Below are 25,519 nucleotides of genomic sequence, written 5' to 3' on the forward strand. Positions count from 1 at the left end.
GCCGATTTATTTTACGTGAACCCTATGTATTCTAAGGATATTATTTATTTACCCTGGGATAACAAATGGTTCACATTTAGGGGGTTATTTTGACAACGCCAAAGAAGAAAATCGTTATTGTCGGCGGCGGCGCCGGTGGTCTGGAGCTGGCGACCAGCCTGGGCCATAAACTTGGCCGTAAGAACAAAGCCGAGATCACGCTGGTGGATCGCAACCACAGCCATTTGTGGAAACCGCTGTTGCACGAAGTGGCGACCGGCTCCCTCGATGACGGCGTGGATGCGCTCAGCTACCTGGCGCACGCGCGCAATCACCATTTCAGTTTCCAGCTGGGGTCGTTGACCAACATCAACCGCGAGACGCAAACGCTGCAGCTGGCGCAGATCTGCGACGAGCAGGGCGGCGAGCTGGTGCCGGCGCGTGAACTGCCGTACGACATCCTGGTGATGGCGCTGGGCAGCACCTCAAACGATTTCGGTACGCCGGGCGTGAAAGAGCACTGCATCTTCCTGGATAACCCGCATCAGGCACGTCGTTTCCACAACGAAATGCTTAACCTGTTCCTGAAGTTCTCGGCGCAGCCGGGGCAAAAAGAGCGGGTCAACATCGCCATCGTCGGCGGCGGCGCCACCGGCGTTGAACTGTCCGCCGAACTGCACAACGCGGTGAAACAGCTGCACAGCTACGGTTTTGAAGGCCTGGACAACAGCGCGCTCAACGTGACGCTGGTCGAAGCCGGCGAGCGCATTCTGCCGGCGCTGCCGCCGCGCATTTCCGCTGCGGCTCACCAGGAGCTGATCAAGTTGGGCGTGCGCGTGCTGACCAATACCATGGTGACCAGCGCGGACGCCAAAGGCCTGAATACCAAGGGCGGCGAGTTCATCGACGCCGATCTGATGGTATGGGCGGCAGGCATCAAAGCGCCGGACTTTATGAAGGACATCGGCGGCCTGGAAACCAACCGCATCAACCAGTTGGTGGTGGAGCCGACGCTGCAGACCACGCGCGATCCGAACATCTTCGCCATCGGCGACTGCGCCTCTTGCCCGAAAGAGGGCGGCGGTTTCGTGCCGCCACGCGCCCAGTCGGCGCACCAGATGGCCTCACGCTGCGCCACCAATATCCTGGCGCTGATGAACGGTCAGACGCTGAAGCCTTACGTGTACAAAGACCACGGTTCGCTGGTGTCGCTGTCGCGCTTCAGCACCGTCGGCAGCCTGATGGGCAACCTGATGCGCGGCTCGATGATGGTGGAAGGGCGCATTGCGCGTTTCGTCTACATCTCGCTGTACCGCATGCACCAGGTGGCGCTGCACGGCTACATCAAAACCGGCCTGATGATGCTGGTGGGCGGCATTAACCGGGTGATCCGCCCGCGTCTGAAGATGCACTGATCCCGCCGTTGTCGATCAACCCGCGCCGGTTCGCCCGCGCGGGTTTTTTTATGGCGGGGCGAGGCTAACGGCGGCGGTTGCTTGATTCTTCAGCATAAGCTGTCGCCGACATGGGTAAAATTCTTAAGATTCCTCCTAAACAACGGCAAAACGGCCGTTTTCCCGCATTTTTGGTCCCCTTGTCTTATTGCGAGCCCTCAAATCATTGTGCAGACTTTACCTCGTTTACAGACGGCGCGTCGCGCACGCCGTAAACCGGGATACCGCAAGCCGCCCATGCGCAAAATAATAAGCGCGGTGCCATGCCGGTAACAGACCCGGAAAAAATGCGTGGTAACACTTTCAGGAGGTTTCCTGTGAACAAGTCAATGTTAGCCGGTGTTGGGATTGGCATCGCTGCCGCTCTGGGGATTGCCGCGGTAGCCAGCCTGGACGTCTTTTCTGCCGGTCCGCAATATGCGCAGGTGCTCGCCGCAACGCCGATTAAAGAAACCATCAAAACGCCGCGTCAGGAATGCCGCAACGTCACCGTCACGCACCGTGCACCGGTGCAGGATGAAAACCGCATCGCCGGTTCTGTGCTGGGCGCAGTGGCGGGCGGCGTGATCGGCCACCAGTTCGGCGGCGGTCGCGGACGCGACGTGGCGACCGTGGTGGGCGCTCTGGGCGGCGGCTACGCCGGTAACCAGGTGCAAGGGGCGATGCAGAATAACGACGTCACCACCAGCGTTCAGCAGCGTTGCAAAACGGTCTACGACAAGTCTCAGAAAATGCTGGGCTATGACGTGACCTACAAGATCGGCAATCAGCAGGGCAAGATCCGCATGGATCACGATCCAGGCACCCAAATCCCGTTGGACAAAAACGGCCAGCTGGTGCTGAACAGAGCCTGATCGACGCATTCGAATTAAACCCGCGGGCAGTGTTAGTTCTGATCGTTTAACTCGGTTAAGCGAGCGGCGTTAACATTGACGCGGGTTTCTGCTTTTTGTCTGCCCGCGAATTCGACGATCGTTCTAATGTCTGCGTGCGATATCACTGGGCAAAACTTCAAAAAAGCCCCCGCGTTTGTTATATTATTGTGCGATTAAGCGGTGTGTTCGGCGCTAATCGCCGCACCGGCCAAACCCGAGTATTTCGTCTCGCAGAGATAACGACATGTTAGATTTTCGCTTTCCGACAGCGTTGCAAATGGTCCTTAGCGTCGCCGTAGCTGAGAAGCAGGGCATGCGTTCGACGAGCGCCACGCTCGCCGCCACTCTGGAAGCTAACCCGAGCTTTATCCGCAAACTGATGGTGCCGCTGACCAAAGACGGCATCATCGTTTCCACCCTGGGCCGAAACGGCTCTATCCACCTTGGCCGCCCGGCGGAAGAGATTACCCTGCGGGATATCTACCTGGCGGTGATCGACGACAAGCGCATCTGGGCCTCACGCCCTGAAGTGCCGGCCCGTTGCCTGGTGAGCGCCAACGCCTGTTGGTATTTCAAATCGGTGGTGAACGAGGCCGAGCAGGCTTCGCTCGCGGTGCTGGCGCGCCACACCGTGGCTGACTCGCTGGCCGAACTGGAGCGGGGCGACAAGCGCGCCTGTGCGGAATACGCCGCCGCGCAAGAGGCCGAAACCGCCGATAAATAATCGCGGTTCTGATGCATAAAGAAAGGTCGGGCAATGCCCGACCTTTTTGCATGTTAAGACGAGGATTACGCCGTCTGTGTCTGCGTTTTGCGTGCCACCAGGCGACGCAGGGTGACGTAGAACACCGGCGTCAGGAACAGCCCGAACAGCGTGACCCCCAGCATGCCGGAGAACACCGTGATGCCGGTGACGCCGCGCACTTCGGCGCCGGCGCCGTGGCCGAGGATCAGCGGGATGGTGCCGGCGATGAAGGCGATGGAGGTCATCACGATCGGTCGCAACCGCAGGCGACAGGCTTCCAGCGCTGCCTCGACGATGCCTTTGCCCTGCATTTCCAGCTCGCGGGCGAACTCGACGATCAGAATAGCGTTCTTGCAGGCCAGTCCCATCAGAACGACCAACCCGACCTGCACGAACACGTTGTTGTCGCCGCCGGTCAACCACACGCCGAACAGCGCCGACAGCATGGTCATCGGCACGATCAGGATCACCGCCAGCGGCAGCGTCCAGCTTTCATACAGCGCCGCCAGCGCGAGGAACGCCAGCAGCACCGCGACCGGGAACACCACCAGCGCGGCGTTGCCCTGGGTCGATTGCTGGTAGCTCAGATCGGTCCACTGGATGTTCATGCCGTTCGGCAACAGCTTGTCGGCCATTTGCGTCAGTGCGCTCATCGCCTGGGTAGAGGAGAGGACGCGCGGATCGGCGTCGCCGATCAGGTCCGCCGCCGGGAAACCGTTGTAGCGGATCACCGGATCCGGGCCGTAGGTCGTGCCGATGCTGACCATACTGCCGATCGGCACCATTTCGCCTTTGTCGTTGCGGGTACGCAGGTTGGCGATGTCTTCCACGCTGTCGCGGAACTGGCCGTCGGCCTGCGCCATCACCTTCCAGGTGCGGCCGTAACGGTTAAAGTCGTTGATGTAAGACGAACCGAGGTAGGTCTGCAGCGTGCTGAACAGCGCATTGAGCGGCACCCCTTGGGCCTTGGCCTTGTCGCGATCGATTTTGGCGTCCAGCTGCGGCACGTTGGCCTGATAAGAGGAGATCGGGAAGCCCATGCCCGGCGTTTGCATAATGGCGCCGGACATCGTGTTGATCGCGGTCTGCAGCGCGCCGTAACCCAGCCCGCCGCGATCCTGCACGTACAGCGAATAGCCGGAACCCTGGCCGATGCCGAGGATCGGCGGCGGCATGATCGAGAAGGCGAAACCTTCCTGGATCTGTGAAATGCGCGCGTTAATCTCGGCGTTGATCTGCGCCGCGGTGCGGGTACGGGTGCTCAATGACTCCAGCGCGAAGAACACCGTGCCGGTATTCGGCGTATTGGTGAACTGCAGCGCGTTCAGGCCGGGGAAGGCCACCGCATCGGTGACGCCGTCCACGCTCAGGCCGATGGCGCTCATCTTGCGGATCACCGCATCGGTGCGCTCCAGCGAGGCGCCTTCCGGCATCTTCACGCCGCCAATCAGATACAGCTTGTCCTGCGTCGGGATAAAGCCGCCGGGCACGGTCTTGAACATCACCCCGGCGGCGACCAGCAGCAGCAGGTAGACGACGAACACTGCGCCGCGTCGGCCCAGCACGCGGGATACCCCGTGCTGATAACGCTGCGAGCCGCTGGCGAAGAAGCGGTTGAACGGCCGGAACAACCAGCCGAACAGCCGGTCGATCAGGCGCGACGGCAGATCTTTCGGCGCGCCGTGCGGCTTCAGCAAGCGCGCCGCCAGCGCCGGCGACAGGGTCAGCGAGTTGATGGCGGAGATCACCGTCGAGATGGCGATGGTGACGGCGAACTGTTTGTAGAACTGGCCGGTAACGCCCGAGAGGAACGCCATCGGCACAAACACCGCGCACAGCACCACGGCGATGGCGATGATCGGGCCGGAGACCTCGCGCATCGCCTGGTGCGCTGCCGCCAGCGGCGACAGCCCCTCTTCGATGTTGCGCTCGACGTTCTCCACCACCACGATGGCGTCATCCACCACGATGCCGATCGCCAGCACCAGCCCGAACAGGCTAAGGGTGTTGAGCGAGAAGCCGAGCAGATACAGCGCGGCGAAGGTACCGACCACGGAGATCGGGACCGCCAACAGCGGAATGATCGAAGCGCGCCAGGTCTGCAGGAACAGAATGACCACCAGCACCACCAGGATCACCGCTTCCAGCAGGGTATCCACCACCGCGCGGATCGAATCGCGCACGAACACCGTCGGATCGTACGGCGATTTCCAGCTCATGCCGTCCGGGAAGCGGGTCGCCAGCTCGGCCATCTTGCCGCGCACCGCATCCGACAGCTCTATGGCGTTGGCGCCCGGCGACTGGAAGATGCCGATGCCGACCGCATCCTTGTTATTGAGCTGGGCGCGCAGCGCGTAGCTGCCGGAACCCATTTCGATGCGCGCCACGTCGCGCAGCCGCACGATCTCGCCGTTATCGCCGCTCTTGAGAATGATGTTGCCGAACTCTTCTTCGGTTTGCAGGCGGCCCTGGGCGTTGATCGACAGCAGATAGTCGCTGCGCGTCGGCATCGGCTCCGCGCCGAGCTGGCCGGCGGAGACCTGCACGTTCTGCTCCTGCATGGCGCTCACCACGTCGGAGGCGGTCAGCCCGCGCGCGGCGACCTTGTTCGGATCGAGCCAGATGCGCATTGCGTATTCGCCGGCGCCGAAGATCTGCACCTGGCCGACGCCCGGCAGGCGAGCCAGTTCATCCTTGACCTTCAGGGTGGCGTAGTTGCGCAGGTACAGCGAGTCGTACTTGCCGGAAGGCGATACCAGATGCACCACCAGCGTCAGCGCCGGAGACTGTTTCTGGGTAGTGATGCCCTGGCGGCGCACATCTTCCGGCAGGCGCGCTTCGGCCTGTGCCACGCGGTTTTGCACCTGCACCTGCGCCTGATCGGGATCGGTGCCGGGGCGGAAGGTGACGGTGGTCACCAGCACGCCGTCGGAACCGGCGACCGATTTCATGTACATCATGTTTTCGACACCGTTGATCGCTTCTTCCAGCGGCGTGGCCACCGTTTCAGCGATCTCTTTCGGGTTGGCGCCCGGGTATTCGGCGCGCACCTGCACGCTGGGCGGCACCACGTCCGGGTACTCGCTGATCGGCAGCAGCGGAATGGCGATCACCCCGGCGACAAAAATCAGTATCGACAGCACTGCGGCGAAGATCGGCCGGTCGATGAAAAAACGGGAAAAGTCCATGGGTCAGAAGTCTCGGCTGGGGGCTTAGTTAAGTGCGGAAGCGGTGGTGGTCATCGCGACGCTTTTCGCGTCGACCGGCATGCCCGGCATAAACACTTTCTGCATGCCGTCGACGATCACCCGATCGCCGTTTGCCAACCCTTTCTGCACGATGCGCAATCCTTCGGCCATGCGGCCCACGTCGATGTCGCGGCGCTGCGCCTTACCGTCTTTATCGACGATGTAAACGAACTTGCGGTTTTGGTCGGTCATGACCGCTTTATCGTCGATCAGCATGGCGTTGAACTCGGCGCTGCCGGGCATCTGCACGCGTGCGAACAGCCCCGGCGTGAAGCGACGATCGCGGTTGTCGAGCAGGGCGCGCATGCGGATGGTGCCGGTACCGGCGTTCAGTTGGTTATCGGTGAAATCCACCAGCCCTTGGTGCGGGGTGCCGTCTTCGCCCACCAGGCCCACCTTCACCGGCAAGCGGGCGTCATGCCGACCCTGCTGCTGATAGCGCAGGAAGGTCGCCTCATCCACGTCGAAATAGACGTAAACCTTATCGAGCGATACCAGCGTCGTCAGCACGCTGGCGCTGTCGCCGGCGGTGACCAGGTTGCCGGCGGTGATCATCGCGCGGCTGGCGCGCCCGTCGATCGGGGCGGTGACGCGGGTAAAGTCGAGATTAAGCTGCGCCATATCGAGCTGGGCCTGCGCCGCCAGCACGTTGCTTTGCGCCTGCGCGGCGGACGAACGGCGCTGTTCCCACACCTCTTGCGAGATGGCCTGAGTGCCGATCAGTTTCTCGGTTCGCGAAGATTCGCTGCGCGCGAGGGCTGCCTGATTGCGCGCCCGCACCAGCTCCGCCTGCGCCTGTTCGCGCGCGGCGCGGTAGGTGCGATCGTCAATGGTGAACAGCACCTGGCCTTTCTTCACCTCGTCGCCTTCGGTGTAGTTGACCCGCTCGATGTAGCCGGAAACCCGCGGGCGCAGCTGTACGCTTTGCACCGCTTCGACCCGGCCATTGAACGCATCCCACTGGCTGATCGGTTTGACCACCACGCTGGCGGCGCTGACCACCGGCGGCGGTGGCGGGGCGTTGTGCGCGACGCTGTTGTCACACCCGGCGAGCAGGGCGGCCAGCAGCGCCACCCCGGAGAGCCGCTGGCCCAGAGCGAAGGCGCGCGTGCGGCCGCCGGCGTTGAACGATGAGTTTGGTTGATTTGGCATTATTTTTATTCCGATAAGTAAGCGCTGTCTGGCCCCATACCCAGCCCTGTTTTCCGGGCTTTTCCCTTCATGCCGGCGTTCGGCGGAAGGGGCGCCGCGCTTTGTCATGGCGCAACGTTAGGTTTTGAAACATATTGGTGTCACATTAATGTATCAATATCGGTTACATTAATTGGGTGGAGTATAGAGGCGGCTTTCTGGTAAATGCAATAATAAAAATTGCATTTAAAGCGAAACTGTTGCAACGTATGCGCACTGGGCAGAGGGGGACCCTGCCGACATGATGGGAGCATCAGCATGAACACGACGGGTTTCATTACCGATTTGAAGACGTGGATCGACAACAATCTGGAAGAAAAACTGGATATCAACACCGTAGCGGACCGCGCGGGCTACTCCAAATGGCATCTGCAGCGCATGTTCAAGCGCCAGACCGGCTATGCGTTGGGGGAGTATATCCGCATGCAAAAACTGAAGGTGTCGGCGGAGCGCCTGGCCAACAGCGGCGAACCGATCGTCAGCGTGGCGATCTCGCTCGGCTTCGACTCCCAGCAGTCGTTCAACCGCAGCTTCAAACGCCAGTTCGGCCAAACGCCGGGGGACTGGCGCCGCGCACTGGCGCAGCCGACGGCGGTGAGATGCACGCACCACTGAGCGGTTTGGCAGTGGGAATAAAAAAGCCTGAATTTGCGTTCGGGCTTTTTTGTATGGTGGTAAGGGAGGGATTGATTCGCTGCGCTCACCCTGCGGGCCGCCGTTGGCGGTCCAAAACGCAGGCGTTTTGTCGAACCCTGTCGAGGGTTCTCACCCTCCCGGTCGGTACGCGATGCAAACAAAAAAGCCTAAACTTTCGCTCAGGCTTTCTCGTTAGAATATGGCGGTGAGGGAGGGATTGATTCGCTACGCTCACCCTGCGGGCCGCCGTTGGCGGTCCAAAACGCGAGCGTTTTGTCGAACCCTGTCGAGGATTCTCACCCTCCCGGTCGATGCGCTATGCAAACAAAAAAGCCTGAACGCGAGTTCAGGCTTCTTCGTAGAATATGGCGGTGAGGGAGGGATAGATTCGCTGCGCTCACCCTGCGGGCCGCCGTTGGCGGTCCAAAACGCAGGCGTTTTGTCGAACCCTGTCGAGGATTCTCACCCTCCCGCTCGGTGCGCGATGCAAACAAAAAAGCCTGAACGCGAGTTCAGGCTTCTTCGTAGAATATGGCGGTGAGGGAGGGATAGATTCGCTGCGCTCACCCTGCGGGCCGCCGTTGGCGGTCCAAAACGCAGGCGTTTTGTCGAACCCTGTCGAGGGTTCTCACCCTCCCGGTCGGTGCGCTATGCATACAAAAAAGCCTGAACTTTCGCTCAGGCTTTCTCGTTAGAATATGGCGGTGAGGGAGGGATTCGAACCCTCGATACACTTTCGCGTATACACACTTTCCAGGCGTGCTCCTTCAGCCACTCGGACACCTCACCATATTTTTTTGTTGCGAAATCATCGCTGCAACGGGGCGCTACTATAGGGAGTGGGGCCGATCCGGTCAAGAATAATTTCTGTGTTTTTGCTTGTCCGCTCAAGCCGTGTTCACTTTGTTGAAAACTGCGGCGAACTACACGTCAGAAGTCATGAAAGGGCGAGAAAATCAGAGAGACGGTTCGAGGAGAACCGAGAAAAAGGGGAACCTCGGCAGCGTAAGGCGGGAGGCGTTCGCGGCGGGCCGCCGTTGGCGGTCCAAAACGCGGGCGTTTTGTCGAACCCTGTCGAGGCTTCTCACCCCTCTCGGCGATGCACCATGCAAAAAAAAAGCCTGGACGCGAATCCAGGCTTTCTCTTTGAATTTGGCGGTGAGAGAGGGCTTGATTCGCTGCGCTCACCCTACGGGCCGCCGTTGGCGGTCCAAAACGCGGGCGTTTTGTCGAACCCTGTCGAGGCTTCTCGCCCCTCTCGGCGGTGCACCATGCAAAAAAAAGCCTGGACGCGAATCCAGGCTTTCTCTTTGAAGTTGGCGGTGAGAGAGGGGTTCGAACCCTCGATACACTTTCGCGTATACACACTTTCCAGGCGTGCTCCTTCAGCCACTCAGACACCTCACCGTTTTGTTGCCGATAACGCCTTGCGCTGTCGACGGGCGCTAATGTAGGAGAATCTGATCTCAGCGTCAACCCTCTTATTTCATTCTCATGACTGTTTAGCCAAACTTGCAGCAATTTGCTGATTTACCGAACGATATCCTGACTCTCGGCCGCCGGCAGACAGGGCGGCAGCGAGCAAAATGCGTGAAAGCCGATTGTTTGACTTTTTTCTGTACAAATAGCTCAATATCTCGCCATTGAGGTTGGGTTGTTTGCTGTTATATGCATTAATACTGGATTATTAGTCAGATGTGTCGCTAAATGGAATCATGTCGGCGCGGCGTTTTTGGCAAGGAACATCACGTCGCCGCGCAGATTGCCGGGTGACAGGCCGGCGATACCGCAGACAGGGACAGACTCATTACATAATAATGCAGTAGAGGTTCGTTTTGACTCCTTCAGATGCCATGCCGGCGCCGCAAGCGCGCCATGCCATTCCCCCCGGCGCGGGGGCGCTGTTCTTCATCCAGATCTTCGCCACGCTGGGTTTCGCCGTGCTCTATTCCACGCTGGTGCTGTACGCCACCAAGCGATTGGGTTTCAACGAAAGCAGCGCCAATGCCATGATGGGCGTGTTCGGCGCCTTCAACTATGGCCTGCACATGTTCGGCGGCTATCTCGGCGGCCGTTTCCTCAGCAACCGCAACCTGTTCGTGCTCGGTATGGTGCTGCAGGTGTTCGGCTGCGCGCTGATTGCCGTCGCGGGCGTGTGGGGGTTGTACTGGGGGCTGGCGATGTTCCTGACCGGCAGCGGCCTCAACGTGACCTGCATCAATATGATGCTCACCCAGCGTTTCAAACCGGACGATGATCGGCGCGAATCGGCGTTCCTGTGGAATTACGCCGGCATGAACCTCGGATTCTTCGTTGGCTTTACCGTGGCCGGGTATTTCCAACTGACGGAAAATTATCGCGCGCTGTTCCTGTTCGCCACGCTGGGCAACGCGGCGGCGATCATCGTCGCCGTCTGTCGCTGGCGCATTCTGGCCGATCTCAATACGCCGCTCCACGACGCCAGCCGCAGCCAATACCGCTGGCGCATGCTGGTCGGGTTGGCGGTGCTGGTGGCGCTGGTGCCGATTATCCGCGTGATGCTGACCCATGCCGAGTTCAGCGGCCATTTCGTGATCGTGCTCGGCGCGCTGATCTTCCTGATGCTGTGCCTCGTGACGCTGCGCCACCATCCGCGCGATGAGCGCCGCAGAATGGCGGCCTATCTGATCCTGGCGCTGGGGTCGCTGGTGTTCTGGGCACTGTATCAGCTGGCGCCGATGGGGCTGATGCTGTTCTCCGAGCACAACATCAATCTGAACGTTTACGGCATTCAGGTGGCACCGCAGTGGATCCAGAACATCAACACGCTGGTGATCGTGGTGGGCGGCCCGCTGCTGGCCTGGTGGTTCAACCGCCTGCGCGCCCGCGGCTGCAACATCGACATTCCGCTGCAGTTCTCCGGATCGCTGTTCTGCATCGGGCTCGGCATGCTGGTGCTGCCGCTGGGCATCAGCATGGCGGGCGGCGACGGGCTGGTGGCATTCAAATGGATCGTCATCAGCTATGTGCTGCAAAGCGTCGGTGAATTGATGATCTCGCCGATCGGTTACGCGATGATCGGCAAGCTGGCGCCGCCGCGCTATCAGGGCGTGATGATGGGCTGCTGGATGATGGTGACCGGCGTCGCTTCGGTGTTGGCGGGCTACGTATCCGGCCTGATGCCGGAAAATAGCGGCAGTACGCCGCTGCAAACCAATCCCGGCTACAGCGAAATCTTCAGCGCGCTGGGTTGGGGGGCGACGGGCGTCGGCGTGGCGATGCTGATTTTAATTCCGCTGTTGCGGCGTCTTATCCGGCGCGACGGCGCGTCTGCCGCCTGATTTTGCGCACATGCACAACAGCCCCACTGGTCGGGGCTGTTTTTATTTTGGGCTTTAACGCTTGCATCCGGCGATGAATCGCGGAAGGCTGAAGGAAAACCAATAAAAACAAACGGGAGCCCGCAGTATGAACATCATCTATTACCATCCCTTATTTAACGCCCAGGAATGGCTGACCGGCATCAAGCAACGTCTGCCGCAGGCCGAGATCCGCGAATGGCAGCGCGGCGACGAGCGGCCGGCGGATTACGCGCTGGTATGGCGCCCGCCGCACGAGATGTTAGCCAACCGCCGCGATCTGAAAGCGGTGTTCGCCCTCGGCGCTGGCGTCGACGCCATTCTCGATCAGGAGCGCAAACACCCCGGCACGCTGCCCGCCGGCGTGCCGCTGCTGCGGCTGGAGGATACCGGCATGGCGCAGCAGATGCAGGAATATGCGCTGAGCTATGTGCTGCGCTATTTCCGCCGTTTCGACGAGTATCAGGCGTTGCAGCAGCGGCAGGAATGGCAGCCGCTCGATCCGCACTCGCTGGATGATTTCACCATCGGCATCCTTGGCGCCGGCGTGCTGGGGCAGAGCGTGGCGCGTAAGCTGACCGAGTTTGGCTTTAGCGTGCGCTGCTGGAGCCGCAGCGCCAAACAGATTGACGGCGTGCAAAGCTTCGCCGGGGAGGATCAGCGCGCGGCCTTCCTCGACGGCGTCAAACTGCTGATCAACCTGCTGCCCAATACGCCGGAGACCGTTGGCATCCTCAACCGCGAGCTGTTCGCACAGTTGAGCGCGGGCGCCTACCTCATCAACATCGCGCGCGGCGCGCACCTGGTGGAAGCCGAGCTGCTGGCGGCGCTGGAGCAGGGGCAACTGGCCGCCGCCACGCTGGACGTGTTCGCCCGCGAGCCGCTGCCGCAGGATCACCCGTTCTGGCGTCATCCGCGTGTCACCATTACCCCGCATATTGCTGCCATCACGTTGCCGCAGCAGGCGATGGATCAGATCGCCGCCAACATTCGCGCGCTGGAGGCGGGGCATACCCCTGCCGGCGTGGTCGACAGGCAACGGGGGTACTGATCCTTCAGCCGCCGTTCGGTAACTGATAAGCTGACACCGTCATCGCGCCCGCCCGCACCGCTGCGGGCAGGCCCTCTGGAAGGAGAAACAATGTATCCCGTTGATTTGCATATGCACACCGTCGCCAGCACGCACGCTTACAGCACGCTGCACGATTACATCGCCGAAGCCCGGCAGAAGGGCATCCAGCTGTTCGCCATCACCGATCACGGCCCGGACATGGCCGATGCGCCGCACTACTGGCACTTTATGAACATGCACGTTTGGCCGCGCCGGGTGAACGGCGTGGGCATTTTGCGCGGTATCGAAGCCAACATCAAAAACCTGCAGGGCGATATCGACTGCACCGGCCCGATGCTGACGGCCACCGACGTGATCATCGCCGGTTTCCATGAGCCGGTGTTTGCGCCGCAGGATAAAGCGTCCAATACTGAAGCGATGATCGCCGCGATGGCGCAGGGGGACGTGCATATCATCAGCCACCCCGGCAACCCGCGTTATCCGATCGACATTCCCGCCGTCGCGGCGGCGGCGGCCAAATACGAGGTGGCGCTGGAGCTGAATAACTCGTCGTTCACCCACTCCCGCAAGGGCAGCGAGGCCAACTGTCGGGCGATCGCCGCCGCGGTGCGCGACGCCGGCGGCTGGCTGGCGCTGGGTTCGGATTCGCACGTCGCCTTTTCGCTGGGTAACTTTGAGCACTGCGAACGCATCATCGACGAGGTGGGCTTCCCGCAGGAGCGCATTCTCAACGTCAGCCCGCGCCGGTTGCTGGACTTTCTCGAACGGCGCGGCAAGCCGGCGATTGCGGAATTGGCCGATTTGTGACATCGTCCCGGCAAAATTTTCCGTATTGTATAAGGCCTTATCATGAATGAGTTTTCCATTGTCTGCCGCGTGCTGGGTACGCTGTTCTACCGCCAGCCGCAGGATCCGCTGTTGGTGCCGCTGTTCGCGCTGATTAAAGAGGGCAAGCTGCAGCAGCACTGGCCGCTGGAGCAGGATGACCTGCTGAAGCGCCTGCAGCAGGGCTGTGACGTCAACCAGCTGGCGACCGACTTCAACGCGATGTTCGTCGGCAGCGAATGCAGCGTGCCGCCGTTCCGCTCCGACTACGTTGAAGGCGCCAGCGAGGCGGAAGTGCGCACCTTCCTGCAGCAGCGCGGCATGCCGCTGGCGGAGGCCCCGGCCGACCATTTCGGCCAGCTGCTGCTGGCGGCGTCCTGGCTGGAAGATCAGTCGCAGGAAGATGAAGCGCAGGCGCAGATCGCGCTGTTCGACGAGTTCCTGCTGCCGTGGTGCGGCCGCTTCCTCGGCAAAGTGGAAGCGCACGCCACCACCGGTTTCTACCGCACGCTGGCGCTGATGACCCGCGATGCCCTCCAGGCGATGCGCGACGAGCTGGCCGAGTACGAGCAGGACGATGAAGCGGGCGACGAAGACGCGTAACGCCGCAGCCATCCAGGCGGGCCGCCCGGCCCGCTAAACACAGGTTTGCATCCCCCAGACGTAAATTGACAAAAGATCCCCTAATCTGGCGGTTTACCGTCGGTTCGGGCGCGCCTGCGCGCCGCGTTTTCTCACGCAAGGGGTAGATGATGAAAAGTAACTGGATGCAGCAGATTCAAACGTTGATCGGGCAGAAGGCCGGCGCGATGGGCGGGGCAGAAGGCATCGGCAAACTGCTGGCGCCCACGGCGCTGGGCGGCCTGGTCGGCGTGCTGTTGGCCAACAAATCTTCGCGCAAGCTGGTGGGTAAGTTCGGCAAGAATGCGCTGATTATCGGCGGCAGCGCGGCGGTGGGCGCGGTGCTGTGGAATAAGTACAAGCAGCGGGTGAAAGAGACCCATCAGGACGAACCGCAGTTCGGTTTGCAAACCACGCCGGTGGATCTGCGCGCCAAGCGTTTGGTGCAGGCGCTGGTGTTCGCCGCCAAGAGTGACGGCCATATCGATGCCGACGAGCAGCGCGCCATCGATCACAGCCTGGCGCAACTGCAGGTGGGGGAAGAGGCGCAGGGCTGGGTGCAGGAAGCGCTCGACCAGCCGCTCAACCCGGCGTTAATCGCCCGCAGCGTGCAAAACGAAGACGAGGCGCTGGAGGTTTATTACCTGAGTTGCCTGGTAATCGACGTCGATCACTTTATGGAGCGCGGCTATCTTGATGCGCTGGCGCAGGCGCTGAAGATCCCGGCGGACGTCAAACAGGGCATCGAGAGCGACGTCAACGAGAAAAAGCGCGAGCTGGCATAGCGCCGCTTGGCAAGCCGGGGGGAATCGTGTCACTCTTGCCGCAATCTATGTAAGCGGATGATTTAGCAATGATGACCCCACCGAAAGCGGAAAAACGGCCTTATCCCATCACTATCCACGGCGATACGCGCGTGGATGACTACTACTGGCTGCGCGACGATGAGCGCGCAGATCGTCAGGTGCTGGACTACCTGCAGGCGGAGAATGCCTACACCGATGCGATGTTGAAGCCGCAGCAGGCGCTGCGCGAAGCCCTGTACGAAGAGATGGTGGCGCGCATCCCGCAGCAGGAACATTCGGTGCCTTACGTGCGCCACGGCTATCGCTATCAGACGCGCTACGAGCCGGGCAACGAATACGCGATTTATGTGCGCCAGCCGCAGGCCGAGAGCGAGCAGTGGGATGTGCTTATCGACGGCAACCAACGCGCCGAGAACCACGAGTTTTACACCCTGGGCGGGCTGGACGTCAGCCCCGACAACCAGCGTCTGGGGGTGGCGGAGGATTTCCTGTCGCGCCGCCAGTATGACATTCGTTTCAAGAACCTGGCCGACGGCAGCTGGGCGGACGAAGTGCTGGAAAACACCTCCGGCAGCTTCGAGTGGGCCAACGATTCCTCGACGGTGTACTACGTGCGCAAGCACGCCAAGACGCTGTTGCCGTATCAGGTTTATCGCCACGTAGTCGGCAGCGATCCGCAGCAGGACGAGCTGATTTACGAAGAGCAGGACGACACCTTCTACGTCGGGCTGGAGAAGACCACCTCCGAGCGCTTTATTCTGATCCACCTGAGCAGCACCACCACCTCGGAGATCCTGCTGCTGGACGCCGATCGGGCGGATGCCAAGCCGCAGCTGTTCGTGCCGCGCCGCAAGGATCACGAGTACGCCATCGATCACTATCACCAGCATTTCTATATCCGCTCTAACAAGGACGGCAAGAACTTCGGCCTGTACCAAAGCGAACAGGCGGACGAAGCGCAGTGGCAGACGCTGATCGCCCCTCGCGCCGACGTGATGCTGGAGGGCTTCAGCCTGTTCCGTGATTGGTTGGTGATCGAAGAGCGCAATGCCGGCCTGACGCTGCTGCGCCAGATCCACTGGCAAAGCGGCGAAGAGAAACGCATCGCCTTCGACGATCCGACCTACACCACCTGGCTGGCGTATAACCCGGATCCGGAGACCGCGCTGCTGCGCTACGGCTATTCATCGATGACCACCCCGACCACGCTGTACGAGCTGAACATGGACAGCGGCGAGCGGACGATGCTCAAACAGCAGGAAGTGAAGAATTTCACGCCGGAAAACTACCGCAGCGAGCGGGTGTGGGTGAAGGCGCGCGACGGCGTCGAGGTGCCGGTTTCGCTGGTGTATCGCCAGGACAGCTTCCAGCGCGGCGCCAACCCGCTGATGGTGTATGGCTACGGCTCTTACGGCAGCAGCATGGATCCAGCGTTCAGCGCCAGCCGCCTGAGCCTGCTGGATCGCGGTGTCGTGTTCGCGCTGGCGCACATTCGCGGCGGCGGCGAGCTGGGGCAGCTGTGGTATGAAGACGGCAAGTTGTTCAACAAGCAGAACACCTTCAACGACTTTATCGACGTGACCGAAACGCTGGTCGCCCAAGGGTACGGCGACGGCAAGCGGGTGTTCGCGATGGGCGGCAGCGCGGGCGGCCTGCTGATGGGCGCGGTGATCAACCAGGCGCCGCAGTTGTTCCACGGCGTGGTGGCGCAGGTGCCGTTCGTCGACGTGGTGACCACCATGCTGGATGAGTCCATTCCGCTGACCACCGGCGAATACGACGAGTGGGGCAACCCGAACGAGCAGGCCTATTACGACTACATCAAGCAGTACAGCCCGTACGATCAGGTGAAAGCGCAGGAGTACCCGCATCTGCTGGTGACCACCGGCCTGCACGATTCGCAGGTGCAGTATTGGGAACCTGCCAAGTGGGTGGCCAAGCTGCGCGAGCTGAAAACCGACGATCGGCAGCTGCTGCTGTATACCGACATGGATGCCGGCCACGGCGGCAAATCCGGCCGCTTCAAGGCCTATGAGGATATTGCGTTGGAGTACGCCTTCATTCTGGCTCTGGCGGAATAATAGCGTGCGGCGGGCGGCCTGCGCCGTCCGCCGTGTTAGCCAATCAGATAGTATTTCAGCGTGTGCTTCATGTCCGGGCTCAGATCGTCGATGGATTTCAGCATCCAGCGCAGATAGCCGGGGTCTTCCTGGGCGATGCGGTCGATCTCCTGCCCGCGATACTTGCCGAACTTGAACTTCTTCAGCAGCACCGGCTGTTCGGTGATCTGCACCATTTGCTCCGGCGTCCAGCCCGAATCCTTGATGATGCGTTGCAGCAGCGCGGCGGTGACGTAGCAGTCATACAGCGCGCGGTGCGGGTACAGCGTGGCGTCTGCCGGCAGCTGCACGTCCAGATTCAGCGCGTAGCGCAGATACTGGTTGCCGTACTTGATGTCCGGATACAGCGTGCGCGCCAGCTTGAGGGTGCAGATCCAGGCACCGTTCATCTCCGGCAACACCCCGCGATCAAAGGCGGCGTTGTGCGCCACATAGTAGGGGCTGCCCTGATAGCGGCCGATCGCCACCGCAATGCGCGGTTTGCCTTCCACCATCTGTTCGGTGATGTGATGAATAGCCATCGCGTCGAGGCTGATGGGGCGGTCCGGGCTGATCAGGTCGCTCATCGGGTTGGTCAATTGGCCGTCGAGCAGATCGAGGGAGGCCACTTCCACCACGCCGCCGTCCAGCCCGCAGGTCTCGGTATCTATTACGCGTAACGTCATGCTTTCCTCCGCGTTGCCGTCAGGTTTCAGCTTAACCGGCACAGGCGGCCGTGCCAACCGTCGCGGGTCCTGTCGGCGATGATAAGACCAGGGGCGTCATCCGGCGCGGCAACCAAAAGCGCTCCCGTTTCATCCCAGATGGCGCTGCGGCCTGCCGGGATCCAGCCTCCGGTCGGCGCCGCATGGTTGGCCATCAGCGTGACCATGCCATAACGACGGGCATAGCCTGCCAGCGCAGCGCTGTCTTTCGCGTAACCGGCTTCAGATACCAGCACGCCGGCGGCATAAATCTGTGCACCCGCCAGCGCGGCGGCGCTTGCGTGGCCGGGTTGAGAGGTGTCGGCGCAGATAGCCAGCGCGATGCGTTGCCGATGTATTTCCAGCAGCGTGCCGCCATTACCGGGCAAGAACCGTTGTTGTTCCGCGCCGTGCAGATGTTGCTTGGTATAGGCGGCCACCGCGCCGTTGGGGTGAAAGATCAAGGCGGCGATATGCAGCGCCTGGCCGCTGCGCAAGGGCGTGCCGACGATGATCGTCATCTGATGCGATTGCGCCGCCGCAGCGAGCGGTTGCAGACGCGGATCGTCCAGCGTCAGCGCCAGTTCGGCGGCATCGGCCAGCTCATAGCCGCTTAGCGACAGTTCGGGAAAAACCAGCAGTTGCACCTGCTGTTCGGCTGCCTGCGCGACAAATTCAAGGTGACGTTCAAGGTTGCAGGCGATATTGGCCGCAGCGGCGGGGTATTGGGCTGCGGCGAGGGTAAAGCACGGCATTGGCCATCTCTCCAGTGAGGCAATAAAAAACCCGCCTTGGCGGGTTTAATGACGGATGGAAGGACGTTTACTCACCAGACGGATGCGCTTTTTTGGCGCGTTTCTCCGCACGTTTCTCTGCTGGGGTTTTCAACGGCTTCTTCTTCGCATTTTTTTTGCTATCCATTCCCTTACTCATGATGGCCTCTCGTTACCTATGATTGGGTGGCTTGCTCAGCCATTAACCGCCTAAAGCCGACAGGATGCAAGCGACAAAGTGCAAGTAGTATGTAACTGGCTGTTTGCACGTGAAATTTTGTTTTTGGATGACCGGGTGCTTAAAATAATTATTATGTTATAATATTACACTTTTAGGGTTCGGAGAACGCAATGACAGTGATGACATTACCGGATGCGCAGCAACTGCTGGCCATGCCGGATTCTGATTACATGAACTCGGTTCAACGGGCTTTTTTCCGCCAGCTGCTGCAGGATGAGCGGCAAAAACTGCTGTTGCACATCGATGAGCTGAAGAAGGCGATCGACAGCGGCGAAGCGACGGGTGATGAAGCCGACAAGGCGGCGCGCGAAGAAGAGCTGCGCCTGTTGTTCCGCCAGTTGGATCGCGAAAGCCGCCTGCTGCCGAAAATCGATGCGGCGCTGGCGCGGTTGCAGAACGGCGAATACGGCTACTGCCGGGAAACCGGCGAACCCATCGGCTTGGCACGCCTGCTGCTGCGCCCGACGGCGGAACTGAGCATCGAGGCGAAAACCGCACAGGAGATGCGCGAGCCGCATATGCGTAAAGGCGTGTAGGCGTAACAAGACGTGAACTGATCGGGCCTGTGGGCATTTTGCAGGCGGGTCGTTGCGATTTTGAGCAAACGCGCGCCGAGTTCCCGGCGCGCGTTCGAGTTTTCAGGTTTTACCGTTGACCTGCCGGGCGGCTTCCGCTTTGATGAAAGCATGACTCACAGAGAGACGGAAAGCGCCATGGAACAATTACGAGGTTTGTACCCGCCGTTAGCGGCATACGACAGCGGTTGGCTGGACACTGGGGATGGCCACCGGATCTACTGGGAGCTGAGCGGCAACCCGAACGGTAAACCGGCGGTCTTCATTCATGGCGGGCCGGGCGGCGGCATCTCTGCGCATCATCGCCAGCTGTTCGATCCCGAGCGCTACAAGGTATTGCTGTTCGACCAGCGCGGCTGTGGCCGCTCCCGTCCGCACGCCAGTCTGGACAACAACACCACCTGGCATTTGGTGGCCGATATCGAGCGGCTGCGCGAAATGGCCGGCGTCGAGCAGTGGCTGGTGTTCGGCGGCTCCTGGGGATCTACGTTGGCGCTCGCCTATGCGCAGACCCACCCGGAGCGCGTCAGTGAAATGGTGCTGCGCGGTATCTTTACCCTGCGCAAGCAGGAGCTGCATTGGTATTACGAGGACGGCGCTTCGCGCTTCTTCCCGGACAAGTGGGAGCGCGTGCTGTCCATTCTGTCGGATGACGAGCGCAAAGACGTGATTGCCGCCTATCGGCAGCGGCTGACTTCAGCCGATCCGCAGGTGCAGCTCGAAGCGGCCAAACTGTGGAGCGTGTGGGAAGGGGAAACGGTGACGCTGTTGCCAAGCCGTGAATCCGCTTCGTTCGGCGAGGATGATTTCGCGCTGGCGTTCGCCCGCATTGAAAACCACTACTTTACGCATTTGGGGTTCCTGGAGAGCGATGACCAACTGCTGCGCAACGTGCCGCTGATCCGCCATATCCCGGCGGTGATCGTCCACGGCCGCTATGACATGGCCTGCCAGGTGCAGAACGCCTGGGATCTGGCCAAGGCCTGGCCGGAGGCGGAGCTGCATATCGTGGAAGGGGCGGGGCATTCGTTTGATGAACCGGGCATTTTGCACCAGCTGATGATCGCCTCCGACCGGTTCGCCGGCAAGTGACACGAAAAACCCGCCGTAACGGCGGGTTTTGTTATTTGGCCTTCGGTTCGTAAGGCAGACGCGAAAACCTGTGGGATTCCGCGCGGTAGTGCGCCACGCGCTCGCGAAAATAGTCGCGTAGCGGCTCCGGCTGCTCGCGCTCCACCACTTCCGGGATCACCGGCATGTTGTAACGCTCTTTGTACGCCACGCCTGAGGCGGCGAGATCCACATTCACCCTGTCCATTTCTTCTTTGGACAACTCGGCCAGATTGTAACCCACCTTATGCTCCTTACTTTGCCGCATTGAATCTGCGCAGAAGGTAATCCACCCGGCGGCGCTTGGCAAGCCCGTTGCGCCGCGGCGGTGGGCGATATTTATCCAAGAGTAATGCAATCTATTTATTCTTTTAAATAAGAATGATTCGCTTTTTGATTAAAATAAAAGATCTAAATAATTCTCATGTTAATTCTCAATGTATTGGTGATATTTTAATTTATTGATATTTATGATTTTTGTAATTAATATGATTTGAGTGTAAATAAGGTGTTTTTATTTTTACGGCGACAGGGCATAATGCGCGGAAATTAAATTCATGACCTGCAAAATAAAAGGAATCATTATGCTGACGCAAGAAATGACTCAAAAGCTGAATGAGCAACTGAATCTGGAGTTCTACTCCGCCAACCTGTATCTGCAGATGAGCGCATGGTGCAGCGACAAAGGCTTTGAAGGCGCCGCCGCATTTCTTAAAGAGCACTCTCAGGAAGAGATGCAGCATATGCAACGTCTGTTCGACTACCTGAGCGACACCGGCTCTCTGCCGCTGCTGGGCACCATCGCGGCCCCGCCGGTGGCGTTTGAGTCACTGGCGGACGTGTTCGAACAGACCTACGAACACGAGAAGCTGATCACCCGTCAGATCAACGAGCTGGCGCACGCGGCAATGTCCTCTCACGATTACTCCACCTTCAACTTCCTGCAATGGTACGTGGCGGAGCAGCACGAAGAAGAGAAACTGTTCAAATCCGTGCTGGATAAGCTGGCGCTGGTGGGCACCAGCGGCAAAGGCCTGTTCTTCATCGACAAAGACCTGAAGAAAATGGGCGCGATGGGCCAGGGCGGCAACGGCCAGGCCTGATCCCTGACTGAACATTGAAAAACCGCGCGCGGGGCAAACCCGACGCGTGGTTTTTTTTACCCTGCGTTTATCGCGGTTATGCGGCGATACGTGCTGCCGGATCGCAAAATGCCAGTGATGCGCTCGACTTGCTGAGGCGTGCTCGCTATGATTTACCGCGATACGCTACAGGGATGGTAGAGTCAAAACAGCGGGTTAGCCGATACAACCCGTTTTTCTGTTTACCCGTGGCGCAATCATTTGCGGTGGGTTGGGGCCGCTGATACATCGCCTTGGCTGTGGCCTTAACCCTTATGACCCTCTTTATACTGTTAAGGGATACCACTGTGATCGGTAAAATTCGTTCCTCCTGTCGCCTGCTTTCCACCGTTTTCGTCCTGTTCGTTGGCCTGTCTTCACAGCAAGCGTTGGCGCACGCTCACCTGAAAGTGGAAACGCCGAAGGCCGACGCCAGCGTCAGCCCGGCGCCGAAGGCGCTGACTCTCAGCTTCTCCGAAGGCATCGAGCCGAACTTCAGCGGCGTGAAAATCACCGGCCCGGATAACGCCGTGGTGAAAACCGGCAAGCTGCAGCTCGATCCGAACAACAACACCCAGGTCAACGTGCCGATCGAAGGCGAGCTGAGCGCGGGCAAATACAACGTCAGCTGGCATGTGGTGTCGGTCGACGGGCATAAAACCAAAGGCCAGTACAGCTTCACCGTAAACTGATCGTGAGTTTGGCGACCCTGTTCGTTCTGTGTCGCTTGGTGCACTTTGCGGCGGTGATGCTGATGTTTGGCATCAGTCTGTTCACCGCCTTATTGGCACCGCAGCGCCTTTCCCCGATCCTCTCCCGCGATGTGCGTCCGCTGCTGCTTGCCGGCACCTGGATTGCCGGGCTTTCCGCCGTGGCGCTGCTGGCCATTCAGGCCGGGCAGATGGGCGACGGTTGGCAAGACACCTGGCGGCTGGAGGTTTGGTGGGCGGTGCTCGGCACCACCTTCGGCGAAGTGTGGCGCTGGCATCTGGGCCTGTCGCTGCTGGCGATCCTGAGCCTGCTGCTGCCGGAACGGCCGCGCGCGCAGGCAGTGGCGCTGTGCTCGGCGCTGCTGCTGGTGAGCCTGGCGTTCATCGGCCACGCGGCGATGCACGAAGGCGCGCTGGGCGCGCTGCACCGCGCCAACCATGCGGTGCACCTGCTGGCCGCCGGTTACTGGTTCGGCAGCCTAGCGCCGCTGCTGGTCTGCCTGCGCTACCTGCAGCCGCCGCAGTGGCGCAGCGACGCCATCACCACGCTGATCCGTTTCTCGCGCTGGGGGCACCTGGCGGTGGCGGCGGTGATTGTTACCGGCATCGTCAACAGCCTGATCATACTCGGCGGTTGGCCGCTTAATCTCAGCTCGCCTTATCAGCGCCTGCTGCTGATCAAAACCGCGCTGGTGGCTCTGATGGTGATGGTGGCGCTGGCCAATCGCTACGCCATCGTGCCGGCGATGAGCCGCGTACCGGCGCTGGCGCAGCGCGGGGTGGTGCTGGCCTGCTGGCTCGAAGTCGGGCTGGGGATGGCGGTGCTTCTGCTGGTCAGTTTATTTGCAACCTATGCGCCGGTTTGACATTTCAGCTTGCCGCAGGCCGGCAAGCTGCGGGAAAATCGACGCGAATAGCAACCTTAAGGCCATCACATGAAATCGGTATTACTCGGCATTACGCTGCTGGCAACCGCGACCGGCGCGCTGGCGGCAGACAAACTGATTAACATCACCAAACTGGAGTACGGCAAACAGTGGGCGTTCACCAAGGAAGAGGTGACGCTACAGTGCCGCAGCGGCGGCGCGCTGTTCGTGCTAAATAACAGCACCCTGATGCAATACCCGCTCAACGACGCGGCGGAGCAGCAGGTGAAGAAGGGCCATCAGCGCGCGCAGCCGCTGGACGTGATCCTGCTGGACGATCCCGCTGAACCGGGGAAGAAAATGAGCATGGCGCCGTTTATCGAACGCGCCGAGAAGCTGTGCGCTGACTAACCGCTTGTTTGCCAACGCCTTGCCCAGCGCGCGCAGATTGATGCGCATTTGCCGCATAGTTATTTCGTCACGAAACTATCACGCGGCCGCCGGGCGGCTGGCAAAACTGGCGCGGTAGGCTACTCTTAAAGTGCACGGCTGAACAAGCCCTGCATTAAATGCCAACTTTTAGCGCACGGCTCTCTCCCAAGAGCCATTTCCCTAGACCGAATATAGGAATCGTATTCGGTCTTTTTTTGAGTTGTTGATTTTAAAGGATTTATTTTCGTTTGTCCGAAAATGTCCGAAATATGTCCGAATTTTGATATTCGGTCTTTTACAGCATCACGTACTCTTTTCCCCTCGTTTTAAGATATTTCAGCGTCATCATTTCCGTTGTATGCCCCAGCAGCTTTTGAGCAAATGCCTTGTCGTTCTGCTTTTCGTACAGACGGCCGGACAGGCTTCGGATCTCGTGGAACGTCGGCGGGCTTTCCTGAAATTCCAAACCTGATGCTTTCCGCGCGGCGACAAATTTTTTCGTTAGCCCGTCGGGGTGGATCGAGCCATCTGGGCTATTTTTCCTGATGCCGGCGCTGATCATGAAGTCAGTCGTGCTGACCAATCGGCATCGGTCGATAACGGCGCCAAGCCGCAGGCCCATGCATTTCAGTTCAAGATCAAGGGGGAGGGAGAGCAAAGCCCCCGTTTTGCCTTGTTCAACCTGCAGGCGGCCGTCAACGATATGGCTAAAGCGCATTTGTGTCAGATCCTCGCGGCGCTGGCCGGAGACCAGAGCGAGATCCATCGCCAGGCAGAACCAAGGCGGCATTGTTTCCGCGGCCTCTCGAATCGGCCCGTATTGCTTCAGTTCCAGACGTTCGCGCATCACGACAGCTTTCGCCGCGCGGGTAGGGGTCACAGGGTTGTTTTCGATGTGACCTTCCACGATCGCCTCGCGGAAAATATCAGACAGCACCGATCGCATGGTTGCGGCCATTGTCTTTTTGTTCTGGGCGATCCAAAACTCGAGAAATTCGGCGATGTGGCGTGTCGAGATTTTTGTCAGCACCATGTCGCCCAGGCGTTCCCGGATAATGGCAATTTGGCCGGCGCGCACTTTGTATGTGTTCTCGGCCAGTTCTCGCCGCTTGAATAGGACATCGTACCGATCGAGCCAGGCGTTTAGCGTGTATTCGTGGCTGCCCTTGATTTTCTCCAGGAGCAGAACGGGAGAGTAATTTTGCTCGATATAGTGGTTGGCTTCAATCGCTTGGGCGATAGCCTCGCGTCGCGAAATCTGGCCGAGAGAGATCTCTTTTTTGGTGACTGGATTGCGCCAGTAGAACGCGTTCCGGTTTCGGCGGAATGTCAGGTTTTTAGGCAGTCGCATGTCATACCCCCCCCTTTGCCGAGTCATTAATCACTTTCTCCATAAACGCTGTTCTTGCTGGCTCGATGCTGCGAGCTTCTTTTATTTTTTTGCCTAAGCGAGGATCGCTTGGGTCTATGTATATGGCACCAGGTACAAGCCTGTATTGCTTACCGTGTTTTTCAGCCGCCGGGTAAAAATTGCCGTTTCGAGCCCAGCGCTGAAGAGTTTGCAATGACGGTTTTTTCCCAGGATAAGTGCTATTGCACCATTCCTCTAAGGTCAAAAATACGGCGTGGCTAGTGCTGTTGATTGTGTTTGGAAGATGACTATTGCAACTCCCCTGGATCAATTTGTTGGACATGGTCTTTCCTCAGTTTCAGCTTCAGTAATTGGGCGATTGCGTCGTCGGTCACACGACACGCCCGGGCTATATCGTCATCGCTCAGCGTCGCTTTTCTGACGCTGGCAGATAGCCGGCCGATCTTGATATCGAAATCAGAGAGTAGGCGGGCGCCTGGTTGCCATGGTTGCATTGCTGTTCCCCGTTGTGTGGTTTCCAACAATGCAAACATGGCGGGGGTGGTTATTTCTGATTAGGCGTAATCGGTTTTTTAAAGGCTTCTTTCTCGCGTGTCAGGCGTACAGATTGCGGGAAGTGGAAAGCCAGCTCGCCGCGGCTCTCGGCCTCAATGATTCCGGTGGTACCGTCAGGGAAGGTCACGTGCACCGCATCGCCTTTGGCCAGGTACATTCTCAGCATGTGAG

25 protein-coding genes, 2 tRNA genes and 4 other RNA genes are annotated in these 25,519 nt (G+C 59.8%); 16 read left to right on the forward strand and 15 right to left on the reverse strand.

Annotated features, from left to right (window positions below):
- Positions 1-89 precede the first annotated feature (89 nt).
- The 3 genes from ACP3TA_RS15185 to ACP3TA_RS15195 all read left to right on the forward strand — a co-directional run bounded on the left by ACP3TA_RS15185 (position 90) and on the right by ACP3TA_RS15195 (position 3,032).
- On the forward strand, positions 90-1,394 hold the full coding sequence (locus ACP3TA_RS15185; RefSeq protein ID WP_004928794.1) for an NAD(P)/FAD-dependent oxidoreductase: 1,305 nt from the start codon (positions 90-92) through the stop codon (positions 1,392-1,394).
- Positions 1,395-1,750: 356 nt separating this feature from the next.
- On the forward strand, positions 1,751-2,287 hold the full coding sequence (locus ACP3TA_RS15190; protein WP_004928798.1) for a glycine zipper 2TM domain-containing protein: 537 nt from the start codon (positions 1,751-1,753) through the stop codon (positions 2,285-2,287).
- Between the two features lie 265 nt (positions 2,288-2,552).
- Entirely contained in the window at positions 2,553-3,032 is a 480-nt protein-coding gene (locus ACP3TA_RS15195) for an RrF2 family transcriptional regulator (protein WP_033642703.1), read from the forward strand.
- A gap of 65 nt (positions 3,033-3,097) precedes the next feature.
- On the opposite strand, the gene sdeB is transcribed toward ACP3TA_RS15195, so the two are convergent.
- Both sdeB and sdeA read right to left on the reverse strand, forming a co-directional pair.
- Positions 3,098-6,241 carry a multidrug efflux RND transporter permease subunit SdeB gene (gene sdeB, locus ACP3TA_RS15200; RefSeq protein ID WP_046686866.1) on the reverse strand — a complete coding sequence of 1,048 codons (3,144 nt, stop codon included), beginning with the start codon at positions 6,239-6,241 and terminating at the stop codon, positions 3,098-3,100.
- Between the two features lie 24 nt (positions 6,242-6,265).
- Positions 6,266-7,453 carry a multidrug efflux RND transporter periplasmic adaptor subunit SdeA gene (gene sdeA / locus ACP3TA_RS15205; RefSeq protein ID WP_089194563.1) on the reverse strand — a complete coding sequence of 396 codons (1,188 nt, stop codon included), beginning with the start codon at positions 7,451-7,453 and terminating at the stop codon, positions 6,266-6,268.
- 297 nt (positions 7,454-7,750) lie between these two features.
- Between sdeA and ACP3TA_RS15210 the strand changes: the two genes are divergently transcribed.
- Positions 7,751-8,107: a helix-turn-helix domain-containing protein gene (locus ACP3TA_RS15210; protein ID WP_033642706.1), complete on the forward strand. Its 357-nt coding sequence runs from the start codon at positions 7,751-7,753 to the stop codon at positions 8,105-8,107.
- A gap of 54 nt (positions 8,108-8,161) precedes the next feature.
- Here ACP3TA_RS15210 and ACP3TA_RS15215 read toward each other — a convergent pair.
- The 6 genes from ACP3TA_RS15215 to ACP3TA_RS15240 form a co-directional block, all read right to left on the reverse strand.
- A non-coding RNA gene (locus ACP3TA_RS15215) (RtT sRNA) lies at positions 8,162-8,281 on the reverse strand.
- Between the two features lie 47 nt (positions 8,282-8,328).
- Positions 8,329-8,448: non-coding RNA, RtT sRNA (locus ACP3TA_RS15220), on the reverse strand.
- Between the two features lie 46 nt (positions 8,449-8,494).
- A non-coding RNA gene (locus ACP3TA_RS15225) (RtT sRNA) lies at positions 8,495-8,614 on the reverse strand.
- A gap of 46 nt (positions 8,615-8,660) precedes the next feature.
- Positions 8,661-8,780: non-coding RNA, RtT sRNA (locus ACP3TA_RS15230), on the reverse strand.
- A gap of 47 nt (positions 8,781-8,827) precedes the next feature.
- Positions 8,828-8,917: transfer RNA gene (locus ACP3TA_RS15235), tRNA-Ser, on the reverse strand.
- 528 nt (positions 8,918-9,445) lie between these two features.
- A tRNA-Ser gene (locus ACP3TA_RS15240) sits at positions 9,446-9,535 on the reverse strand.
- 446 nt (positions 9,536-9,981) lie between these two features.
- Between ACP3TA_RS15240 and ACP3TA_RS15245 the strand changes: the two genes are divergently transcribed.
- The 6 genes from ACP3TA_RS15245 to ACP3TA_RS15270 all read left to right on the forward strand — a co-directional run bounded on the left by ACP3TA_RS15245 (position 9,982) and on the right by ACP3TA_RS15270 (position 16,871).
- On the forward strand, positions 9,982-11,448 hold the full coding sequence (locus ACP3TA_RS15245) for a peptide MFS transporter (protein ID WP_047026284.1): 1,467 nt from the start codon (positions 9,982-9,984) through the stop codon (positions 11,446-11,448).
- Positions 11,449-11,575: 127 nt separating this feature from the next.
- Complete coding sequence (gene ghrA, locus ACP3TA_RS15250) at positions 11,576-12,517, forward strand: glyoxylate/hydroxypyruvate reductase GhrA (protein WP_069100598.1); 942 nt, start codon at positions 11,576-11,578, stop codon at positions 12,515-12,517.
- Positions 12,518-12,607: 90 nt separating this feature from the next.
- On the forward strand, positions 12,608-13,345 hold the full coding sequence (locus ACP3TA_RS15255) for a phosphatase (protein WP_122004076.1): 738 nt from the start codon (positions 12,608-12,610) through the stop codon (positions 13,343-13,345).
- Between the two features lie 42 nt (positions 13,346-13,387).
- Positions 13,388-13,966, forward strand: a complete 579-nt coding sequence (locus ACP3TA_RS15260) for a TorD/DmsD family molecular chaperone (RefSeq protein WP_122004077.1) — start codon at positions 13,388-13,390, stop codon at positions 13,964-13,966.
- Between the two features lie 149 nt (positions 13,967-14,115).
- Positions 14,116-14,769 (forward strand): tellurite resistance TerB family protein, encoded by a 654-nt coding sequence (locus ACP3TA_RS15265; RefSeq protein ID WP_033642711.1) that lies wholly within the window; start codon positions 14,116-14,118, stop codon positions 14,767-14,769.
- Positions 14,770-14,837: 68 nt separating this feature from the next.
- Positions 14,838-16,871: a S9 family peptidase gene (locus ACP3TA_RS15270; protein WP_047575804.1), complete on the forward strand. Its 2,034-nt coding sequence runs from the start codon at positions 14,838-14,840 to the stop codon at positions 16,869-16,871.
- 35 nt (positions 16,872-16,906) lie between these two features.
- Here ACP3TA_RS15270 and exoX read toward each other — a convergent pair whose 3' ends face one another.
- Together exoX and ACP3TA_RS15280 are read right to left on the reverse strand one after the other, a co-directional pair.
- Complete coding sequence (gene exoX, locus ACP3TA_RS15275) at positions 16,907-17,575, reverse strand: exodeoxyribonuclease X (protein WP_033644251.1); 669 nt, start codon at positions 17,573-17,575, stop codon at positions 16,907-16,909.
- Between the two features lie 26 nt (positions 17,576-17,601).
- Complete coding sequence (locus ACP3TA_RS15280; protein ID WP_122004079.1) at positions 17,602-18,348, reverse strand: carbon-nitrogen hydrolase family protein; 747 nt, start codon at positions 18,346-18,348, stop codon at positions 17,602-17,604.
- 369 nt (positions 18,349-18,717) lie between these two features.
- Between ACP3TA_RS15280 and dksA the strand changes: the two genes are divergently transcribed.
- Entirely contained in the window at positions 18,718-19,143 is a 426-nt protein-coding gene (dksA, locus tag ACP3TA_RS15285) for an RNA polymerase-binding protein DksA (protein WP_033642714.1), read from the forward strand.
- 177 nt (positions 19,144-19,320) lie between these two features.
- A complete protein-coding gene (pip, locus tag ACP3TA_RS15290; RefSeq protein ID WP_426784343.1) occupies positions 19,321-20,274 on the forward strand; it encodes a prolyl aminopeptidase in 954 nt (317 codons plus the stop codon).
- A 31-nt stretch (positions 20,275-20,305) separates the two neighbouring features.
- Here the strand turns inward: pip and ACP3TA_RS15295 are convergent, their stop codons facing one another.
- Positions 20,306-20,536 (reverse strand): DNA polymerase III subunit theta, encoded by a 231-nt coding sequence (locus tag ACP3TA_RS15295; protein WP_206195938.1) that lies wholly within the window; start codon positions 20,534-20,536, stop codon positions 20,306-20,308.
- Positions 20,537-20,876: 340 nt separating this feature from the next.
- Between ACP3TA_RS15295 and ftnA the strand changes: the two genes are divergently transcribed.
- The 4 genes from ftnA to ACP3TA_RS15315 all read left to right on the forward strand — a co-directional run bounded on the left by ftnA (position 20,877) and on the right by ACP3TA_RS15315 (position 23,400).
- Positions 20,877-21,395 carry a non-heme ferritin gene (ftnA, locus tag ACP3TA_RS15300; RefSeq protein ID WP_033642716.1) on the forward strand — a complete coding sequence of 173 codons (519 nt, stop codon included), beginning with the start codon at positions 20,877-20,879 and terminating at the stop codon, positions 21,393-21,395.
- A gap of 293 nt (positions 21,396-21,688) precedes the next feature.
- Positions 21,689-22,105 carry a CopC domain-containing protein YobA gene (gene yobA, locus ACP3TA_RS15305; RefSeq protein ID WP_046686875.1) on the forward strand — a complete coding sequence of 139 codons (417 nt, stop codon included), beginning with the start codon at positions 21,689-21,691 and terminating at the stop codon, positions 22,103-22,105.
- 2 nt (positions 22,106-22,107) lie between these two features.
- Positions 22,108-22,989: a copper homeostasis membrane protein CopD gene (copD, locus tag ACP3TA_RS15310; RefSeq protein WP_206195937.1), complete on the forward strand. Its 882-nt coding sequence runs from the start codon at positions 22,108-22,110 to the stop codon at positions 22,987-22,989.
- A gap of 69 nt (positions 22,990-23,058) precedes the next feature.
- Positions 23,059-23,400 (forward strand): YebY family protein, encoded by a 342-nt coding sequence (locus ACP3TA_RS15315; RefSeq protein ID WP_206195936.1) that lies wholly within the window; start codon positions 23,059-23,061, stop codon positions 23,398-23,400.
- Between the two features lie 316 nt (positions 23,401-23,716).
- Here ACP3TA_RS15315 and ACP3TA_RS15320 read toward each other — a convergent pair whose 3' ends face one another.
- Genes ACP3TA_RS15320 through ACP3TA_RS15335 form a run of 4 tightly spaced genes read right to left on the reverse strand, consistent with a single transcriptional unit; the run spans position 23,717 to position 25,514 of the window.
- On the reverse strand, positions 23,717-24,799 hold the full coding sequence (locus ACP3TA_RS15320; protein ID WP_342183515.1) for a tyrosine-type recombinase/integrase: 1,083 nt from the start codon (positions 24,797-24,799) through the stop codon (positions 23,717-23,719).
- On the reverse strand, positions 24,774-25,115 hold the full coding sequence (locus ACP3TA_RS15325; RefSeq protein WP_080435747.1) for an excisionase: 342 nt from the start codon (positions 25,113-25,115) through the stop codon (positions 24,774-24,776). The genes ACP3TA_RS15320 and ACP3TA_RS15325 overlap by 26 nt, the downstream gene beginning before the upstream one ends.
- The gene (locus tag ACP3TA_RS15330) at positions 25,081-25,287 is read right to left on the reverse strand and encodes a hypothetical protein (protein ID WP_060450650.1); all 207 of its coding nucleotides are present in this window, start codon (positions 25,285-25,287) and stop codon (positions 25,081-25,083) included. Before ACP3TA_RS15330 ends, ACP3TA_RS15325 begins: the two co-directional genes overlap by 35 nt.
- Positions 25,288-25,337: 50 nt before the next feature.
- On the reverse strand, positions 25,338-25,514 hold the full coding sequence (locus tag ACP3TA_RS15335) for a hypothetical protein (protein WP_168166355.1): 177 nt from the start codon (positions 25,512-25,514) through the stop codon (positions 25,338-25,340).
- Positions 25,515-25,519: the final 5 nt, after the last annotated feature.

The organism is Serratia sp. 2C06, assembly GCF_050037615.1.
In the GTDB taxonomy this organism is placed as follows: Bacteria; Pseudomonadota; Gammaproteobacteria; order Enterobacterales; family Enterobacteriaceae; genus Serratia; species Serratia ureilytica.